Annotated in this window: 14 protein-coding genes; 6 read left to right on the top strand and 8 right to left on the bottom strand. The window is 70.7% G+C overall.

Going from position 1 to position 19048, the window contains the following annotated elements:
* Both ACWDAG_RS42980 and ACWDAG_RS42975 read right to left on the bottom strand, forming a co-directional pair.
* On the bottom strand, positions 1-1635 hold a 1635-nt coding region (locus tag ACWDAG_RS42980), incomplete at its 3' end, for a protein kinase domain-containing protein (protein ID WP_450701017.1).
* Positions 1632-2429, bottom strand: coding sequence for a serine/threonine protein kinase (locus ACWDAG_RS42975; RefSeq protein ID WP_450701016.1), 798 nt, complete (start codon positions 2427-2429; stop codon positions 1632-1634). The genes ACWDAG_RS42980 and ACWDAG_RS42975, both read right to left, overlap by 4 nt.
* Positions 2430-2645: 216 nt before the next feature.
* Between ACWDAG_RS42975 and ACWDAG_RS42970 the strand changes: the two genes are divergently transcribed.
* Positions 2646-2921 carry a hypothetical protein gene (locus ACWDAG_RS42970; protein WP_450701015.1) on the top strand — a complete coding sequence of 92 codons (276 nt, stop codon included), beginning with the start codon at positions 2646-2648 and terminating at the stop codon, positions 2919-2921.
* 53 nt (positions 2922-2974) lie between these two features.
* Here ACWDAG_RS42970 and ACWDAG_RS42965 read toward each other — a convergent pair whose 3' ends face one another.
* Positions 2975-4654, bottom strand: coding sequence for a PucR family transcriptional regulator (locus ACWDAG_RS42965; protein ID WP_450701014.1), 1680 nt, complete (start codon positions 4652-4654; stop codon positions 2975-2977).
* Between the two features lie 251 nt (positions 4655-4905).
* On the opposite strand from ACWDAG_RS42965, the gene ACWDAG_RS42960 reads away from it, so the two are divergent.
* From ACWDAG_RS42960 to ACWDAG_RS42950, 3 genes are read left to right on the top strand one after another with little or no spacing between them, the layout of a single operon-like run.
* Positions 4906-6174 (top strand): aspartate aminotransferase family protein, encoded by a 1269-nt coding sequence (locus tag ACWDAG_RS42960; RefSeq protein WP_450701013.1) that lies wholly within the window; start codon positions 4906-4908, stop codon positions 6172-6174.
* Positions 6171-6716: an FAD-binding protein gene (locus tag ACWDAG_RS42955; RefSeq protein WP_450701012.1), complete on the top strand. Its 546-nt coding sequence runs from the start codon at positions 6171-6173 to the stop codon at positions 6714-6716. Before ACWDAG_RS42960 ends, ACWDAG_RS42955 begins: the two co-directional genes overlap by 4 nt.
* Positions 6713-8152 carry an NAD-dependent succinate-semialdehyde dehydrogenase gene (locus tag ACWDAG_RS42950; RefSeq protein ID WP_450701011.1) on the top strand — a complete coding sequence of 480 codons (1440 nt, stop codon included), beginning with the start codon at positions 6713-6715 and terminating at the stop codon, positions 8150-8152. Before ACWDAG_RS42955 ends, ACWDAG_RS42950 begins: the two co-directional genes overlap by 4 nt.
* 174 nt (positions 8153-8326) lie before the next feature.
* Here ACWDAG_RS42950 and ACWDAG_RS42945 read toward each other — a convergent pair whose 3' ends face one another.
* Complete coding sequence (locus tag ACWDAG_RS42945) at positions 8327-8551, bottom strand: tautomerase family protein (protein ID WP_450701010.1); 225 nt, start codon at positions 8549-8551, stop codon at positions 8327-8329.
* A gap of 311 nt (positions 8552-8862) precedes the next feature.
* Between ACWDAG_RS42945 and ACWDAG_RS42940 the strand changes: the two genes are divergently transcribed.
* The gene (locus ACWDAG_RS42940) at positions 8863-9699 is read left to right on the top strand and encodes a helix-turn-helix transcriptional regulator (RefSeq protein ID WP_450701009.1); all 837 of its coding nucleotides are present in this window, start codon (positions 8863-8865) and stop codon (positions 9697-9699) included.
* A gap of 213 nt (positions 9700-9912) precedes the next feature.
* On the opposite strand, the gene ACWDAG_RS42935 is transcribed toward ACWDAG_RS42940, so the two are convergent.
* From ACWDAG_RS42935 to ACWDAG_RS42920, 4 genes are all read right to left on the bottom strand, one after another.
* The gene (locus tag ACWDAG_RS42935) at positions 9913-10767 is read right to left on the bottom strand and encodes a trypsin-like serine peptidase (protein ID WP_450701008.1); all 855 of its coding nucleotides are present in this window, start codon (positions 10765-10767) and stop codon (positions 9913-9915) included.
* Positions 10768-11044: 277 nt separating this feature from the next.
* Complete coding sequence (locus tag ACWDAG_RS42930) at positions 11045-12103, bottom strand: alpha/beta hydrolase (RefSeq protein WP_450701007.1); 1059 nt, start codon at positions 12101-12103, stop codon at positions 11045-11047.
* A gap of 173 nt (positions 12104-12276) precedes the next feature.
* Complete coding sequence (locus ACWDAG_RS42925) at positions 12277-14256, bottom strand: ArnT family glycosyltransferase (RefSeq protein ID WP_450701006.1); 1980 nt, start codon at positions 14254-14256, stop codon at positions 12277-12279.
* A gap of 267 nt (positions 14257-14523) precedes the next feature.
* Entirely contained in the window at positions 14524-14991 is a 468-nt protein-coding gene (locus tag ACWDAG_RS42920) for a hypothetical protein (RefSeq protein WP_450701005.1), read from the bottom strand.
* 361 nt (positions 14992-15352) lie between these two features.
* Here ACWDAG_RS42920 and ACWDAG_RS42915 point away from each other — a divergent pair, with 361 nt between their 5' ends.
* The gene (locus ACWDAG_RS42915) at positions 15353-19012 is read left to right on the top strand and encodes an nSTAND1 domain-containing NTPase (protein WP_450701004.1); all 3660 of its coding nucleotides are present in this window, start codon (positions 15353-15355) and stop codon (positions 19010-19012) included.
* The last annotated feature ends 36 nt before the right edge of the window (positions 19013-19048 follow it).

The raw sequence follows: 19048 nt of genomic DNA, 5'->3' as shown, positions 1-19048 counted from the left end.
GCCCCAGTAGATGACCTCGGCCTCGTCGATCGCGAAGCCTCGGTCGTCCGAAGCGGTGAGACAGGGGGCATGACCGACCGCGCAGTCGACGTCGACAAGGTAACGCATCACCTTGTCCACGTGCGGCCGCACCCGCTCCGGTACGCCGCGCTCCTCGATGACCGTGCGGTCACTGGTGCGGTATCCGGCCGCGACGAGCGCCGGCAGGTCCTTCTTCGGCAGCCCGGCCTTCTTGAAGCGCTGGTCGAGCCAGCACACGTACAGGCTCATGGTGGAGATCGCGTCCGGCGGCGACATGTAGTCCTTGTCGCCGTCACCGTCCCCGTCCACCGCCCAGGCCCGGAACACCGACGGCGTCCACATGGCGATGCCGTACTCCCCGGTCTCCGGGCGGGAGGCCTTCGCGTCGAAGTTGCTCTCCGCTTTGATCAGCGCGGCCAGCAGGGCGGGGGTGATCTCCTCGTCGGTGCAGCGCTGGGCCGCGCGGGCGATGACGGGGCGCAGCGCCTCGGGTACGTCGGAGTTCTCGGGGATCTCACCGGCCGGCGGGCTGGGCGTGCCGGTGGCGGCGGGGGTGTCGTGGTCGCGGCCGTCGTCCTGGCTGCCCCCGCCTCCCCCGAGGAGGGCCGCCCCGGCGACCGTGGCGGTGGTCAGGACGACGAGGCCGGCCGCGACCGCGGGTATCAGGCGTCTTCGGCGTCGGCGCGGGCCGCCGGTGACGGCCTCCAGCCGGGCGGCGACATCGGCGGCCGTGTGCGGGAGCCGGGCGGCATGGTCCGGGGCCAGGCAGTCGGCGATCAGTCGGCGCATGTCCTCGTCGAGACCGGCATCGAGCCGCAGGGGTGCGGTGCCGCGGGCGTAGGTCCGGGCCGCGAGCGAGCGGGCCCGGGCCGTCGCGCCCGGGAAGGGGTGGAGTCCGCCGGTGAGCACCTGGTGGGCGAGGACGCCGAAGGCCCAGATGTCGGCGGTGGGGCGGACGACGGCGCCCTGCGTGCCGGTGCGCTGGGACCACCACTCGGGAGGCAGGTGGTCGAGGGTGCCGAGCGGCGGCAAGTGGGCGTGGGTGCCGTCGAGTTCGGCGGCCAGACCGAAGTCCGCGAGCCACACCTGGCCGCCGGGGCCCAGCAGGACGTTGGCGGGTTTGAGGTCGCCGTGCACCCAACCTGCGTCGTGCATGTGGGCGAGACCGGCGGCGACCCCGCGCAGGACACGGTCGGCGTCCGCGATCGGCCCGCCCGTCCCGGCGGCGTCGTCCAGTGCGTCCTTCAGACTGGCCTCGGCCCGGTCCATGACCAGCGCGATCGCGCCGTCCAGGGCGGGCAGTTCCGGTGCCTCGACGGTGCACACCGCGTGGGTGCGGACGAGGTGGGGGTGGTCGGCCTCCGCGCTGAACCGGACCTCGCGAGCCACGAGTTCACCGAGCGCGGCACGCTGCCCGGGCCCGAGGGCACCGGTCGGGAGCACCTTCACGGCGACGGTGGTGCCGTCTGCGACCGTACGGGCCTCGTACACGGTCCCCCAGCCCCCGGAGCCGATGACCGCGCCCACCTCCCAGTCCTCGATGAGGAAGCCCTCCGGGAGACCGGTCGGGCGGGGCGCTTCCCACCCGTCGTCCCATTCCTCGGGCGTCGTCATGCGCCGGTCTCCTGAGCGCCGGTGAGGCGGCCGGCGCCGCGGGGCGGCAGCAGGCTGAGGTGCTCCTCGCGCACCAGACCGAAGCGCAGGGCGACAGAGGCGAGCCGGCTGCGCTTGGCGCCGGTGAGGCCGCCGGCGGTCGCGGTCGTGGCCTCCCCGCCGAGGTCCAGGCGCAGTTTGGCGAAGGCGAGGTAGTCGATGTGGTAATTGACCGCGGAGCGCGTCAGGTCCCGGCATGACTCCAGCGGCCGCAGCCGCTCCACGATCTGCCCGACGCCGGGCAGCGCCGAGTCGGAGGGGGCGCGCAGCCTGGGCTCGCACAGGGCCACCAGGACGAGGAAGTACTTCGACGTGGGGTCCAGGGCGAAGGGGTGAACCGTCTGTTCCCCGCCGCCCGGTACGGACTGCTCGCCGAGATAGCCGTGCTGGGGTGCGAACACCTTGAACGTGGCGGTGCCGGACAGGGCGGGCAGCACCACGCGGGAGAACTCGAAGGGCACGGGCGCCCCGAGCCGTCCTGGCGCGACGGTGAGGTACTCGCCGGCCCCCTCCAGGTTCTCCACCACGTACGACACGCTGCGGCTGAAGTTGGACAGCCGCCAGTAGTCCCCCGCGGCTTCCAGTTGCCCGGCCCGGCGGGAGATCCCCGGGTCGGTGAGGACGATGCGGACCCCCGTCCCGCCGCGTCCGAAGTCCGCGATGTCCCCCGGCCCCAGGTGGATCAGTTCGGGACTGCCCGTCTCGTCCACCCCCCACTGGGTGGTACCGGGCAACTGCACGATGATCGTTTCCACGCGGACTCCCCCGATGATGTCGCCCCCGATCTGGTCGCGAGGATTGTATGGTCGGCTCCCGCGTGCACGGAATCGGCGGGGCCGCGGTCAGACGGAGAGTTCCGAGCGGGGCGTCATGGTTCCCGAAAGGCGGCGTCCCGGGACCTCCGGAAGCGGACTGGGAACATGCACCAGCCTCCTTCGAGGAGCACTTCGGAATCCCACCTGGGTGCCGAGGTGGGTGAGTTGTCGGAGGTGGCCCGCGCTGCCGCGGAGGCCGAACAGGGCGCCGACGCCGTGCCGCCCACCGAGCGGCCGGGGGTCTGCACCACCACTGGCATCGCCCTGCCCGAGCTGTTCTACGCGCTGCGCGACGACCCGAAGGTGCAGGCCTATGCCGAGCGCCAGTTGGCCGTGCTGCTCGCCTGCGACGAGAAGCACGGCACCGACCTGTTGACCACCTTGCGCCACTGTCCGGCGGCAGCCGGCAACGACAAACGTGCGCGTGATTGAGCCGACGAGCGTGCGCCCCGGCACGAGGTGGCATGGTCGAGCCACCCGCTCACCTATGTCCCCTGACCGCCCGCCGCACGGAACCTGACGACGTCGAGTGCGGTGAGCGCCACGTGCAGCTCGGTGCGCTGCTCACCGGATTCCAGGTCGCAGCCCACGAGGCGTTCGATGGTGCGCAGACGTTGGTAGACGGTCTCCCGCGACAGCCCGCCTCGGCGTGCGGCCGTCGTCTTGTTCCCTGCCGCGTCCAGATAGTGACGCAGTGTCGTCAGCAGCCCGGTGCCGTGGCGGGTGTCGTGGTCGATGAGGTGGCCGAGCCGTCGTTCGGCGTAATCCTGGATACGGGTGTCCTCACGGAGTGCGTACAGGAGGCGGCGCAGGCCGATGTCGGACAGCTCGTGAAAGGAGCGGTCCGGCGGGAGGGGCTGGCTGGGCGGGGTGGCCTCGGCCACGCGGGCCGCTTCGCGGAAGGAGCGGGCGCTGTCGTGGAGATCCGTGACCTCCGAGCCGACGGTCACGATCGCCTCCGGTGCCGGCTCCCGTGCGGCATTGCTCAACTGCTCCACGACAGGTCGCCACGGCCGGCTGGGGCGCAGGGCCAGCAGCACACCGACCCGGCCGGGAGTGAGTTCGCCGACGAGTGCCTGAGTCCCCGTTGCCCTGAGCTCTTGGGACAGATGAGCCTCCAGCGCCGCGCCCTCGTCCGCTGCGCCGAAGTCGACGAGGATCGCGCGGTACCGGCTGTCCTCGGTGGGCAGCCCCAGTGCGGCGAAGCGGGCGCGGGCGTCCGCGGGGGAGTGGTGGCGCTGTCCGGCCAGGTCGCGCAGAGCGTTCCGGTGGGCTGTGCGTTCCCAGGGCGTGGGGTGGATGAGACGGGCGATGGTCAGGGCCATCGCCGTCCGCTCCAGCACGGTGACGTGCTCCGGTCCGAACGCCGGCCCGTCGGCTCCCGACGGGAGCATGGCCACCCGGCCCCAGCGCTCGCCCTGGTACTCCACGGAGGCGACGAGCCAGTCCGCCGTACCGCCGCTGTCGGTCTTCGGCCCGTCGTGAGGGACCGCTCGGGAACGCTGCTCCCAGGTGTCGAGGGCCTCCTCCACCGTGCTGCCGGAGGGCTCGCAGAGCAGTGCCTGGTGCATCAGGTTCTCCAGGACGACCGTGCGGCCGCTCATCTCGGCCGCCGCGCGCACCACCTCCTCCGCTCCCGCCCCGCGCAAGGTCAGTGCGGTGAACGCCTCGTGGATGCGCTGAGTCCGGCGCATCGCCTCGGCCTGGCTGCCGAGGATGAGGGAGTGGACGACCCGGGTGACCTCCAGGAAGTTGACGTCCTCGGCGAGGGTGATCAGCGGGAGACCGCGGGCACGGCAGGCGCGGACCAGAGTGTCAGGTGGGCGGTGGTAGCGCCGTACGAGCTCGATCACCAGGGCGGCCGCTCGGACGTCGGCGAGTTCGTCCACGTACCGGCGCACGCCCGCGGAATCGTCGGGCAGGGGCATGCCGGTGGTCAGGACGAGTTCGCCCCCCTTGAGGAAAGAGGCGGGATCCGTCAGTTCGGTGATGTGGACCCAGCGCACCGGTCGGTCGAGGTGAGCGACACCGGTGACGACCTGGGGTTGCCCGGCGGCCAGGACGGGCAGCGCGAGGACATCGGCGACCGTGGGCGCGTGGCCGGTGGCCGTGGCCGCGAGGTCGTCCGTTTCCGGCGGACGAGCCGTAGGGCGGTTGTCGTTCACGGTGTCTCCATGGGGATCCCCGAGTGCCCGGTCACTCTGACAAGCCCTGCTGACCTGCGCAAGAGGCGCTCCACGGCCGCTGTCGCGGCGAGGAGCGGGTCTGCCGGCTGACGAGGTTGACACAACGTCCGGTCACTGTCCCCTCAGTGGACACATCATGCGTTGTCGGGCCGGAAGGCGGCCGGGATGCTCGAAAGGCAGAGCGGACCACGCAGGTCACGCAACCCATGAAACACGGCCGGGAGATGAACATGACCGCACTGTCGCCGCACCTTCGCCAGGCCACCCCCGTCGTGGCGGCCCGGGGCGAGGGCGTCCACCTCTACGGTGAGGACGGCCGCCGCTACCTCGACTTCACCGCCGGCATCGGCGTCACCAGCACCGGCCACTGCCACCCCAAGGTCGTGGCTGCGGCGCAGGAACAGGTGGGCACCCTCATCCACGGCCAGTACACGACGGTCCTGCACCAGCCGCTGCGCCGCCTCGTGGACAAGCTCGGAGAGGTGTTGCCGGCCGGTCTGGACAGCCTGTTCTTCACCAACTCCGGCAGCGAGGCCGTGGAGGCCGCACTGCGGCTGGCCCGACAGGCCACCGGCCGCCCCAACGTCCTGGTCTGCCACGGCGGCTTCCACGGCCGTACGGTGGCCGCCGCCTCCATGACCACCTCCGGCATCCGCTTCCGCTCCGGCTTCTCGCCGCTGATGAGCGGAGTGGTCGTCACCCCCTTCCCCACCGCCTACCGCTACGGCTGGGACGAGGACACCGCCACCCGTTTCGCCCTCCAGGAACTCGACTACACCCTCCAGACCATCTCCTCGCCCGCCGACACCGCCGCGGTCATCGTCGAGCCGGTCCTCGGCGAAGGCGGCTACGTGCCCGCGACCCGCGCCTTCCTGGAAGGCCTGCGGGAGCGCGCGGACCGGCACGGTCTCCTTCTGATCCTCGACGAGGTGCAGACCGGCGTCGGCCGCACCGGCCGCTTCTGGGGCCACGACCACTTCGGGGTCACCCCGGACATCCTCGTCACCGCGAAGGGCCTGGCCAGCGGCTTCCCGCTGTCCGGTATCGCCGCCTCCGAGGAACTGATGAACAAGGCGTGGCCCGGCTCGCAGGGCGGTACCTACGGCGCCAACGCCGTTGCCTGCGCGGCGGCTTGCGCCACCCTCGACGTCGTACGCGACGAGAAGCTCGTCGAGAACGCCGAGGCGATGGGGGCACGGCTTCGGCAGGGCCTGGAGGCGGTGGCGGACCGGACCCCCGGAATCGGGGACGTGCGGGGTCTCGGGCTGATGCTGGCCACCGAGTTCGTCACCGAGGACGGCAGCCCCGACCCCGACACGGCCGCCCGCGTACAACGGGCCGCCGTCGACGAGGGGTTGCTCCTGCTGCTGTGCGGCGCCTGGAACCAGGTGGTACGGATGATCCCTGCCCTCGTCATCGACGAGTCGGCTGTGGACGAGGGGCTTCAGGCGTGGGCGGCAGCGGTGGAGGCCGGGACATCGGGAGCGTCGGGGCGATGACCGGCACCACCCCGACCCTCGGCCCACTGGGCGCGCGGCTCGCCGAGACAGCCCCCGGCCTTCGAGTGGAGACCGGCCCGGGGGCCACGGGCCCCTATGCCCACGACGCCTCGAACTGCCGTATGCTGCCGCGCGCCGTGGCCTACCCGCGCTCCGCCGACGACGTCGTCGCGGGGCTCAGGGCCTGCCGGGAGGCGGCCGTCCCGGTCACCGCGCGCGGTGGCGGCACCAGCATGTCGGGCAACACGCGACCTGCTGCGCAGGCTCGGCGTGCGCAAGGCCGACGAGCCCGAGGGCTGCTGCGGACTCGCCGGGAACTCGGCTTCGAGGAGCAGCACTACGACACCTCCATGGCCGTCGCAGGGCGGGCCCTCAAACTCCGCCTGGAGGGACTCGACGAGTCCACCCCGACCGTCGTCGTGGCCGACGGATTCTGCTGCGCCACCCAGATCGACCACCTCGTCGGTGACCGAGGCGTCCGTGCCCTGCACCTCGCGGAACTACTCGACCCCACCGCCGACCGACCAGGAGAGCCCTCATGACCGACACCCCCACGCAGTTGTTCATCGGCGGTGCCTGGCTGGATGCCGCGGACGGCGCCACCATGCCGGTGGACGACCCGGCGACCGGCGAGACCCTCTGCCATGTCGCCGACGCCGGCCCGAAGGACGCACGCCTCGCGGAGGACTCGGCCGTCAACGCCCAGCAGGAATGGGCGCGTACGGCGCCCAGGGCCCGCAGCGAGATCCTGCGCCGCGCGCACGAGATCATCCTCGACCGCACCGACGAACTCGCCCACCTGATGACGGCCGAGATGGGCAAACCGCTGGCGGAGGCGCGGGGCGAAGTGGCCTACGCCGCCGAGTTCTTCCGCTGGTTCTCGGAGGAGGCGGTCCGCATCGACGGCGGCTACGGCACCCTGCCCGACGGCCGCAACCGCATGCTGCTCTCCCGCCGCCCGGTCGGCCCCTGCCTGCTGATCACCCCGTGGAACTTCCCACTGGCCATGGGCACCCGCAAGATCGGCCCGGCGATCGCGGCGGGCTGCACCATGGTGCTCAAGCCGGCCCCGCAAACCCCTCTCTCCAGCCTGGCGTTGGCCGCCGTCCTGAAGGAGGCCGGGCTGCCGGACGGCGTCCTGAACGTCGTGACCACCTCCCGCGCGGGCGAGGTGTGCGAACCGCTGCTGCGCGGCGGGCGGATCCGCAAGCTGTCCTTCACGGGTTCCACCGCTGTCGGACGCCTGCTGCTCGCGCAGTGTGCCGACAAGGTCGTACGGACCTCGATGGAGCTGGGCGGCAACGCGCCGTTCATCGTGTTCGAGGACGCCGACCTGGAGGTGGCCGTGGACGGCGCGATGGTCGCCAAGATGCGCAACATGGGCGAGGCATGCACGGCCGCGAACCGCTTCTTCGTCCACCGGACGGTGGCGGAGGAGTTCGGACGGCGTCTCGCCGCACGTATGGGCACCCTCGTCGTCGGCCCCGGCACCCGGGACGGCGTCGACGTCGGCCCCCTGATCGACGCGGCGGGCCGGGCCAAGGTGGAGGAACTGGTCGCCGACGCGGTGGAGCGCGGCGCCCGGGTGCTCGTCGGCGGCCGTACCCCCGAAGGGCCGGGCTGCTTCTACCCGCCGACCGTCCTCACCGACGTCGCCCCCGACAGCCGCCTGATGGACACGGAGATCTTCGGTCCGGTGGCGGCGATCCTCACCTTCGACGACGAGGACGAGGTCGTGAGCCGCGCCAACGACACCCCCTGGGGCCTGGTCGGCTACCTCTTCACGGAGGGCCTGGACCGCGCGCTTCGGGTCAGTGAATGCCTGGAGGTGGGCATGGTCGGCCTCAACACCGGCCTCGTCTCCAACCCGGCCGCACCCTTCGGCGGCGTCAAGCAGTCGGGGGTCGGCCGTGAAGGCGGCCGGGTCGGGATCGAGGAATTCCTGGAGTACCAGTACCTCGCGGTGCCCGTGCGATGACGGGCGTGATGCCCTGCCCCCCCGGCGTCGCGCACCCGCGACGGACCGCCCCGTGCCCGGCTTCCACGCGGCCGGGCACGGGGCGCGTGCTGCGGAACCATGCGACTTTGTGCCTGCGCCCGGTGCATCGTGGAGCCGGACCATCGGCTCGCGGGCGGCTACGTGGGACGTGTCTCAGCTTTCGGCGGACTGCGCCATTGCCTCGATTGCCGCCAGGGTCAGTACCTGGCCGCCGATGCCCCAGCCGCCGTCGGTGACCTCCTCCACGAGCACCAGGGTGTTCGGGCGGGCGAAGTCGCCGTAGATCTCGGCATAGAGGTCGGTGGTGCGGGTGATGATCTTCTCCTTCTGCTCACTGGTGAGGGTTCCGGCGGGGACCTTGAAATTGGCGAACGGCACGGTGGTTTTCCTCGTCGTGATGTGTCGGGGTGTCAGAGCGAGTTGCCCGCAGTGAGGCCGGGCTCGGCGCCCATGCGGGCGGCCGAGGTCCGGCGGGCATGGTCACCAGGCGCACCGGGGCCTCGGCCGTCTCGGCGGCGTCCGCTTCCGGCGAGGCGAGTGCGGTCTCCATGACCTGCCTCCTGCGTCTGCTGTCTGTTGCTGCTTGTCGATGCCACCCTCCGACCGGGCGCGGGGCGTAGCCAGGGCTGTGCTCACCCAGGGGACGGCAGCCCCTGGCTGCGCTGGAGCGGGCCGGGGAGGATGGCCGGGTGGACCTTCAAGAACTCGCGGCGTTCCTCAAGTCACGGCGGGACCGCATCCGCCCCGCAGAGGTCGGCCTGCCGACCGGCCCCCGACGGCGGGTACCTGGCCTGCGACGCGACGAGGTGGCCCACCTGGCGGGCGCGTCGGTCGACTACTACACCGAGCTCGAGCGCGGCCGGGGCGCCCAGCCCTCGCCGCAGATACTCACCGCACTGGCCCGCGCGCTACGGCTGACCAGTGACGAGCGCAACCACCTCTTCCACCTCGCCGGGCACCCCGCCCCGCCCTCGCACGGGCCGCTCGGCCACGTCGAGCCGGGCCTGCTCGGGCTGCTCGACCGGCTCACCACCACACCCGCGCAGGTCATCACGGATCTGCACGAGACCCTGGTGCAGAACCGACTCGCGCTGGCCCTGCTCGGGCCGCCGCCAGGGCGCGGTATGAGCGCGAGTTTCGTCTACCGGTGGTTCACCGACCCCGAGGCCCGCCGCATCTATCCGACAGAGGACGCCGAGAAGCACTCACGGGCCTTCGTCGCGGACCTGCGCGCGGTCTCCGCACGCAGGTCCCGGGAGTCCGACGTGATGGGGCTGGTGGCGCAGCTGCTGCGGCGCAGCCGGGAGTTCGGCCAACTCTGGGAGGAACGGGAGGTGGCGCTGCGTCGGGTCGACCGCAAGCGGATCGTGCATCCCTCCCTCGGCGTGATCGAGCTGGACTGCCACAACCTGTTCAGCGAGGACGGGCGGCAGCGACTGCTGTGGTTCTCCGCGCCGCCCGGATCCGCGGGCGCGGAGCAGCTGGAACTGCTGTCGGTGGTGGGGACGCAGGATCTCGCGGTGTAGGGCTGCACGCTTCAGGCGCGGCGCTGATGTCCACTCTTGCGCCCGGACGCGGCTGGGATTCGGTGGCGCTGGGGGGGGAGAGACGGCGGCATGTGTGTGACGGACAGACAGCCCCCCCAACTTCCCTTCGGGCTAAAGCAGTTGGGGCTGGGGCGTCGACGTCCAGCCGTGGTCAGACGCTCGGCGGCCGTGCGAGGGCGCGGGAGGCCGGAGTCAGTTGCCGTCCTCGTCCTGGGCGCGTTGGTAGAGATCGGCGATGTCATGGTCGAAGTACGCGGCGTAGGAGACGTCGTCCTCGTCGCCGCCGCCTTCATAGCCACCCAGGACGCCGATGACGGTGCCGGTATGGCTCTTGGGGTCGTAGTCGGCGAGCCAGGGGCTGCCGCTCGTGCCGTCCTCGAAGTCGGTGCACTGGATGCGCAGTTGGTAGTCACTGAACTTGGTGGTGCGGTTCTGGCAGGAGATCGGCGTGTCACGGCTGGTGGGGTAGCCGGTGATCTTGACTTCGTTGTCGAAGCCGCGGTCTATGCCGAGGCTGTTGCCGCCCAGGACGTTCTGGATGTTCTTGCCGTCCTTCGGCTCGACCGTGAGGAAGGCGACGTCGAGGTCCTGGTCCTGGGATGCGGCCCAACGGTCGTCGACCACGACCTTGTTGACCTTCCACAGACCGGTGGGTTCGTCGCCGCCCCGGTAGTCGGGGGCGAAGACCAGGCCGTCCACCGGCTTCCCGGCGTCGGCGTCGAAGGCGCAGTGGGCCGCGGTGATCAGCATGTTCCGTCCGCGGCTCTGCACCACGCTCGCGGTGCAGAAGTGGGCGCCGTGGTCGTCCTTCTCGAAGACCGTGCCGATCCGGGCGTTCTCCTCGGTCCGGCGCGGGGTGTACGCGGTGCCGTCCCGGGCGGGGGCGGTCGCCAACGCGTCCTGGTCCTGGGAGGCCTGGCCCGGCTCGCCGGACTTGCCGTAGCTGCTGCGACCGCTGCTTCCGCTCGGATCGGTCTCCTCAGCGGCGAAACCCAGCAGTGCAGTTGCCCCCACGATGACCAGCGTCAGTGCGATGCCACCCTTCATGGAGCGAAACGGTAGCCCAATCCGGGCATGATGATCGGCTCGGGGGGGCGAACAGGCCGAAAGGTCTCCACCCCACTCAGGTCGACCATCCGGGACGTGGTTCGGACGAACCAGTGCGTACGCGTGCTGGCTCGTCTCGAACGGAAGTCCCGGAGGCGCTTCCGTCGAAACGCCTCCGATGTCCTACGAAGCCGACTTGCCTGAAGCCGGGGTGCTGCGCACAGCGGGTTTGCGCTGGTGGAGCAGCGGCCCGCACGGACGGCGGCCGCCCCGGCGTTCAGCGCGGTGCGGACAGCCACTGGCTGAGCCATCCGAAGGCGGCGGGATACTCCGCCGACCAGGTGTTGTAGTTGTGCCCGCCACTGGGCAGCACCAGCGTGCGGACCTCCACCGGGGTGGTCCTGGCGGTCGCCTGGAATGCCTCGATGTACGACAGCGGACTGAGCCGGTCCTCTCGCGAGGTCGTCAGGAAGAGCCTGACGTGAGCCTTGGTGTGCCGCACGAGGTACGCCGGGCTGTTGAGCCTGCGTACGGTCGGGTCGGGCAGGACGGACTCGTCGCCGGTCAGCGGATCGGGGTCGAGGGCGGCGCCCGCTCCGAACACCTTCGGGAACTGCAGGGGCAGTTTCGCGGCGCAGAACCCGCCGGTCGAAAAGCCCATCAGGCCCCAGCCCCGCGGGCCCGGCAGCGTGCGGAACTTGTGGCTGACGAGGTCCGGGACGTCGGCCGCCATCCAGGTCGCCACCTTGCGGTTGGGCAGGTCGCTGCAGTCGGTGTCCACGCTGCCTGGGTTGACCACCGGCATCACAAGGATGAAGGGGTGCACCTTGTTCTGCTTCAGCAGATCCTCGAAGGCGCCCGGCATACCGCCATGCTCCAGCCAGGACTCGGGTGAACCCGGGACACCGTGCAGCAGCATGATGACCGGGAACCGTTTCCTCGCGTAGGCGGCCTCGTCGTACTGCGGCGGCGTCCACACGAGCACCTCACCGGACAGCGCGGATCGCCGGCCGTGGAAATACGTGTCCAGTACGCCGCCCTTGGTGCTCTTGCTGAACTTCGCCCGGTGGACCGGAGGCCCGGGCATCGCGACCGCGTTGGTGTTCGCGTTGCCGAGCAGGTCGTCCCAGGAGGCATACAGGCCGTAGCTGTTGTTGATCCAGGTGGCCACGACGCCGATGGCCGTGAGCTGACACAGGCCGATCATGACGGCGTGCACCAGCCAGCGCACCGCTCTGGGGCCGCGCACCTTCGGCCACAGAGCGATCGCGCCGACCATCATCACGGCCGTCGCGACGATGAGTACGGCGAAGAACGATGTGCTGGTCAGGGACACAAAACCACCTCCTGATACGACCTTGCCCACAACCTGTCGAGCAAGAGGGATCTCCACGATCAACGGTTCCTTGCCGGCATTCGGCGAGGTGAGGGGCAGGGCCCCTCGGAAAATTGCTGCTGGCCGCACAGGGTCATCGAGTGCACCGGCCGCGCGGGCCGCGGGCCGAGAACTCACCCGCAGTCGTACACACGGAACCTCTCCCGGGGCATGCGTGAGCAGTGGCCGCGTACCCAGTCCGCGGCGGCGCGGCCCGGGGTGGTGGGCGCGCCGCCGAGGACGACGTAACGCAGTCGGCCGGTGGCGATCAGGTTGCGGAACTCGGCGCTGGTGGGCGTGGGCGCAACGCCCGTGAAGCCGCCCATGGGGAGCACCTTGGCGCCCGCGAAGAGGATGTAGGGCGAGGCCGAGCGCCAGCTGGTTGTCGCGAAGACGAAGGTGGCATGGCCCTGGCGGGCCCGCATGGAGGCCAGGAAACGCTGCTGCTCGCTGGTGAGTGCCGTCCGCTCGGAGAACTTGATCGCGTGATTGTGCTGTTTCGCCGCGCTGGGCGAGCCGTCCCCCCAGGCCGGGCCCTGCGTCGCTGCGCGGGCCGGGTCCCGGTCACGCCTGTGGTGGTGCCAGGTGGAGACCGGTCCCGCCGCGCCCATGCCCGAGTGGCCGTACTTGGAGTCCAGGACCGTCGACGCCCAGGCGGCGGATGGCAGCAGCATGCCCACGATGGCCGCCCCCACGCCCAGCACCGCGATCCGGGGCCGCGCCCGCTCGTCGGTGGCGCGCGACAGCACGAGCAGCAACAGGCCCCCGGCCCCCACAACGGCCGCGACGGGCGCCAGCCACGGCAGGAACGAGTATCGCGTCGCGATGAACGCCGACCACGCCACGGTGCTCACCACCGCCGTCGGCAGCGCCCACGAGCGGGCCCGGTCGCCGCGCCGCCAGGCCCGCCAGAACTGCACGATGCCCGCGCCGAAGAGCGCGGCGAGCGGCACTGCCACCACTCCCATGTAGTACGTGTGGGCGCCGACCGCGCCGGCGCTGAAGACCAGGAAGTACGTGGCCAGCCACACGCCCCACAGCAGGAAGCCCGCCCGCAGCGGATCCGTGCGGTGCCTGCCGCGCAGCCATACCAGCCCGCACACCACGGAGAGCGCGGCCACCGGGTACAGCCAGCCGACCTGGGAGGCCAGCGACGGGCCGAACATCTTGGCCCACAGAGCGGCGTGCCGGCCCGCTGCGCCGGAGGGCGCCGGTGCGGTGCCGGCCATGGTCGTGGCGGAGACGCTTCCGGTGGAGTCGGCGCTGATGCCGAGGCTCGCGAAACGATTGAGGAAGTTGTATCCGATGACCTGGCTGAACGCCGAGTTGTCGGTCGTACCGTCGATGAACGGCCGGTCCTGGGCCGGAGTCAGGGCCACCAGGACCATCCAGGACGCCGACGCCGCGACGCACACCGCCCCGGCCGTCGCCAGGTGAGCAAGTCGGCGGCGCAGCGTCACCGGCGCCGAGACCAGGTAGAGCAGGCCGAGTGCGGGAAGCAGCGCCCAGGCCTCCAGCATCTTGGCCTGGAAGCCGAGGCCGACCCACAGCCCGGCCATGAGCAGCGGACGCAACCGGGCCTCACGGGCGGCGCGCAGCGTGGCGTTCGCGGCCAGCAGGGCGCACAGGGTGAACGCGGGGTCCTCGACCTCGGTACGGAACATTCCCGCGACCACCGGAGTCAGTGTGAAGGCGCCCGCGGCGAGGAGTCCCGCGCTTTCCCCCGCCCACCGGCGCACGGTGCGGTGCAGCACGGCGACGCCGAGGACGCCCTCGATGACCTGCGGCAGTGTCAGTGCCCACGGATGGAACCCGAAGATCCGCGCGGACAGGGCCTGCGGCCAGAGGAAGCCCGGGAGCTTGTCGATGGTGATCGTGTTGTTCGGGTCGAACGAGCCGAAAAGGAAGCCCTTCCAGCTCTCCGTCATGCTGCGCGCGGTCTCGGCGTAGAACGGGTGGTAGGTGCTGTGCTGGATGTCCCAGGTGAACAGCACCGTGGCCGCCAGCATGAACGCCCACCAGGCCAGCCCGGCGTTGATCGCCTTCCTGCGAGCTGGCGGCGGTCCACCCGTGCGCTGGACCGGCCTGATGAGCTCTGCGGTGGTGGCCCTCATGGACGACCCTTTCCAAAAGCGCGTCAGTCGTACGACGTGCAAGAGGGCGAGGGTGCCGCTCGGGATGCATGGGACCGGTTCACATTCAGGTGAGAATCAGGTGTGCCGTCTTGCCTTGCCGGGTGGGCGTGACGTTGTTCAGCGGGATCTGTCAGCGATTGCCTGAAGCCGTCACGGTCGGTGAAGGCCGTGTTCGATTCACAGCTCGCGGGAATCACGGTGTGCCGTCGGCCACCAGAGGCGGCGGGAGACGTCCCGCTTGATGGGTCACCTGTTGTTTCGCACCCAGATCTGGGAGGACGGATGACGGGGATCGGTGCCGACCGCCTGCAGTTTGACGCCGCTGCCCTTGCCGCCGTAGGGGTTCGTGGAGGTGTCCTCGTAGAAGTCCATGTTGCAGTAACCCCAACGACCACCGCGCAGCTTGTTCAGGCAGGAGCCTGTGCGGTACCACTTCCACCCTCCGGTGCGGTCCCGCAGGTGGTTCTCCCAGTCGGCGGAGGCTGCCCGTCCCTTCACCCACAGCTTGTCACCGTAGGGCTGAAAGCAGGCACGCGCTCCGGTGGTGGAGACGCAGTAGATGATGTTGTGCACAAAGTCCGGCGTCCCGGCCACGGCGAACCTGGCCACCGCACTTGGGGATACGTCACCGGCAGAGGCGGGGGTGGCGGCGAGCCCGCTGCCGCTGAGGGTGAGTGCTGCCACGGCGGTGGCGGCGTACCTGACAAGACGCATGAAGTTCCCCTTCGGGATGGACGTGATGGGATGGATGTGAGCGGTGGTCTGGTTCTGATGGCCGCCAGGCCGGGACTGTGCCTGCCGGGACAGCCGTGTATCCGCTGAAGACGACCTGTGAACCGCCGGACCCGATGTGCAGGTCCGTGCCGGACGACCTCGACTTTCCCTGCCGGGGCATTGAATGGACAGTCGGCTCCGCCACCCTGATCAATGGCGACCGCGCAGGTCACAGGAGCCGGCGCACGACGCTGACCGAACAAGACGCCTGGCGTTTGCTCTTCGCCCCGGGCGTGCGTAGCGTCCCGGTGATCGCGCCGCGTCCACGGGGGAGGCGGGCGGACAGAGGGGTGAGCCGCGGATGGCAGGACGTCCTGAGAGCCCACTCGACCCGAGTGCGGGACCGGTGGCGCGGTTCGCTGCCGAGTTACGCAAACTCCGGGCGGAGGCAGGGAGTCCGACCTACCGGGTGATGGCGCGGAGCACGGGGCAAGGAGCGAGCACCCTGTCGCAGGCGGCTGTGGGAGATCGGCTGCCGACCCTGCCGGTTGTTCTCGCATACGTGCGTGCCTGCGGTGGCGACCGGGAAGAGTGGGAGGAACGGTGGCGTCAGACGGCAGCGGAGGCAGCGGCCGAACCGCGCACCGAGGACGAGAACGCTGAACCGCCGTACCGGGGACTGGCGCGCTTCGAGCCGGGCGACGCCGACCTGTTCTTCGGCCGGGACCTGCTCACCGACCGCCTGCTCGAACTGTCCCGCTCCCGCCGGTTCACCGCCGTATTCGGCCCGTCGGGCAGTGGCAAGTCCTCCCTGCTGCGCGCCGGGCTCATCGCCCGCCTGCGCGCTCCCGACCGGGTCGGTCCGCAGCCGGCCGCACTGCGCGTCCTCACGCCGGGCGAACATCCGATGCGCACACACGAGCAGCGTCTGATACCGAAGGACACCGACGGCGACACATGGCTGATCGTCGACCAGTTCGAGGAGCTCTACACCCTCTGCCCCGACCCGGCGGAACGCGACCAGTTCATCGACCGCCTCCTGGCCGCCACCGAGATCACAAGTCGTCTGCGCGTCGTCATCGCCGTGCGGGCCGACTTCCTCGGCCACTGCGCCGAACACCCCGCCCTGACCGCCGCGTTACAGGACGCGACCGTGCTGGTCGGCCCCATGAGCCGCGACGAGTTGCGGGAAGCCGTCACCAAACCCGCCCAGGCCGCGGGGATGATCGTGGAACGGGCCCTGACCGCACGCATCCTCGACGAGGTCGAAGGCGAACCCGGGGCCCTGCCCCTGATGTCCCACGCCCTGCTGGAGACCTGGCGTCGCCGCAAGGGCCGCGCACTGACCAGTCAGGCCTACGAGGCGGCCGGCGGCCTCAACGGTGCCATCGCCCGCACCGCCGAGGACGTCCACACTCACCTGACCCCGTCTCAGGCCGCCCTCGCCCGCCGGATCCTGCTGCGCCTCATCACCCCGGGCGAGGGAACCCCCGACACCCGACGGCCCACCCCACGCACGGAACTCGACTTCGGCGACGCCGACGACACGACCCAGGTCCTCGAACACCTCGCCCGTGCCCGCCTGCTCACCCTTGAGTACGACACCGTCGACCTGGCCCACGAAGCCCTGATCACCGCATGGCCCCGACTGCGGGCATGGATCAATGAAGCACGCGACCGCCTGCGCCTTCACCGTCAGCTCACCGAAGCCGCACGGACCTGGGACGACCTCAACCGTGACCCGGGCGCGCTGTACCGCGGCACCCGGCTGGCCGCAGCCGAAGAGGCCTTCCGCCCAACAGACGTCGACAGCGAACTCACCTCTGTGGAGCGTGACTTCCTCACCTGCAGCGTCACGGCCCGGCGTCGCGAAGAAGAGGCAGCCGGCCGCACCACCCGGCGCCTGCGCCAGTTCACCGTGACCCTGTCGGTCCTGCTGGTGCTGTCCCTCACGGCAGGACTGGTCGCCTGGCAGCAGTACCGGACCAGCGAGCAGCAGCGGCACCAGGCGGTCACGGCACAACGGATCGCACTCTCACGCCAGCTCGCCACCGAGTCGGACGCTGCCATCGGGGCCGACCCCGACCTGGCATCCCTCCTGGCGGTCCAGGCGTACCGGACCAGTCCGACAAGGGAAGCCACCGCCAGTCTCTTCGCCGCCGCGGCTCTCCCACTCCGGCACCGTCTGACCGGGCACACCGGCGGGGTGGAGTCGGTGGCGTTCAGCCCCGACGGCCGCACCCTCGCCAGCAGCAGCGACGACACGACAATCCGGCTGTGGGATACGGCAACCGGTAAACCGCGCACCATCGTGACCGGTCTCACTGTCATCGTTGAGTCGCTGGCCTTCAGCCCCGATGGCCACACGCTCGCGGGCGGCGGGGCTGACGGGAAAGTCCGGCTGTGGGACGCAGCAACCGGCAAACCGCGCTCCACCCTGACCAGTGATGCGGCCACCGTGGGGTCGGTGGCGTTCAGTCCCGATGGCCGCACCCTCGCCAGTGGCAGCGACGACGGGAAAGTCCGGCTGTGGGATACGGCAACCGGCAAAGTGCGCAGCACTTTGACCGGGCACAGCGGTGGGGTGAATTCCGTGGCGTTCAGTCCGGACGGCCGCACGCTCGCCGGCGGCTGCGACGACGCGGTCGGGCTGTGGGATGCAGCAGCCGGTAAGTTGCGCACGACCATTGCCGACCAAACCGATTTGTCGGTGGCGTTCAGTCCGGACGGCCGCACCCTCGCCAGCAGCAGCGATCATGGGAAAGTCCGGCTGTCGGATGCCGCAACCGGCAAACTGCGCACGGTCCTTGCCGGCAGTACGGCCACCGTGGATTCCGTGGCGTTCAGTCCGGACGGCCGCACCCTGGCCAGCGGCAGCGATGACGCGAAAGTCCGGCTGTGGGATGTTGCAGCCGGCAAACTGCGCACCACCCTGACCGGGCACACGGACACCGTGGCGTCGGTGGCGTTCAGCCCGGACGGCCGCACCCTCGCCAGCGGCAGTTTCGACGACACAGTCCGGCTGTGGAACGTTGCGGCCGGCGGAGTGCCCACCACCCTGGAGGGCCACACCGACGGCGTGGAGTCGGTGGCGTTCAGCCCCGACGGCCGCACACTCGCCAGCGGCGGGGCTGACGGGAAGGTCCGGCTGTGGGATGCCGTGACCGACAGACTCCGCACCACCCTGGCCGCGAACACGGCCATCGTGGAGTCGGTGGCGTTCAGTCCGGACGGCCGCACACTCGCCAACAGCACCGACAACGGGGCGCAGCTGTGGCAAACGGCAACCGGCAGACTGCGCAGCACCATTGACGCTGACATCGTCGTGGAGTCGGTGGCGTTCAGCCCGCATGGCAGCACCCTCGCCAGCGGCGGCGACAAGGTCCGGTTGTGGGACGCGGCAACCGGTGGGCTGCGCGCCACCCTTGCCGGGCACACGGACATCGTGGCGCCGGTGGCGTTCAGTCCGGACGGCCGCACCCTGGCCAGTGGCGGCGACGACGGCAAGGTCCGGTTGTGGGACACGGCAACCGGCGGGCTGCGTACCAGCCTTGCCGGGCACTCCGGCGCTGTGGGGTCGGTGGCGTTCAGTCCGGACGGCCGCACCCTCGCCAGCAGCGACGACGACACAATCCAGCTGTGGGACGCGGCAACCGGCAGGCTGCGCACCGCTCTGGCCGGAGATTCGGTCGCCGTGGAGTCGGTGGCGTTCAGTCCGGACGGCCGCACCCTGGCCAGTGGCAGCGACGACGGCAAGGTCCGGTTGTGGGACACGGCAACCGGCGGGCTGCGCACCACCCTTGCCGGGCACTCCGGCGTTGTGGCGTCGGTGGCGTTCAGCCCGGACGGCCGCATCCTCGCCAGTGGCCACGGCGACGGGAAGATCCTGCTCTGGGACGTCCCTCTTTCGGATCCTCGCTCCGCCATGAGGAAGATCCATCAAGCCGTCCACAGAGCCCTGACTCGGAGTGAGCGCTCAAAATACCTGGCGGACGAACCCTCTACCCCTACGTCTGCTTGAGCTACGCCATCCAATCAAAAGGCAGCTGTACTGCCG

The sequence above is a fragment of the Streptomyces sp. NPDC001157 genome, assembly GCF_053598255.1.
The sequence above is the reverse complement of the archived record's forward strand: the minus strand, read 5'-3'. Positions and strand labels throughout refer to the sequence as shown.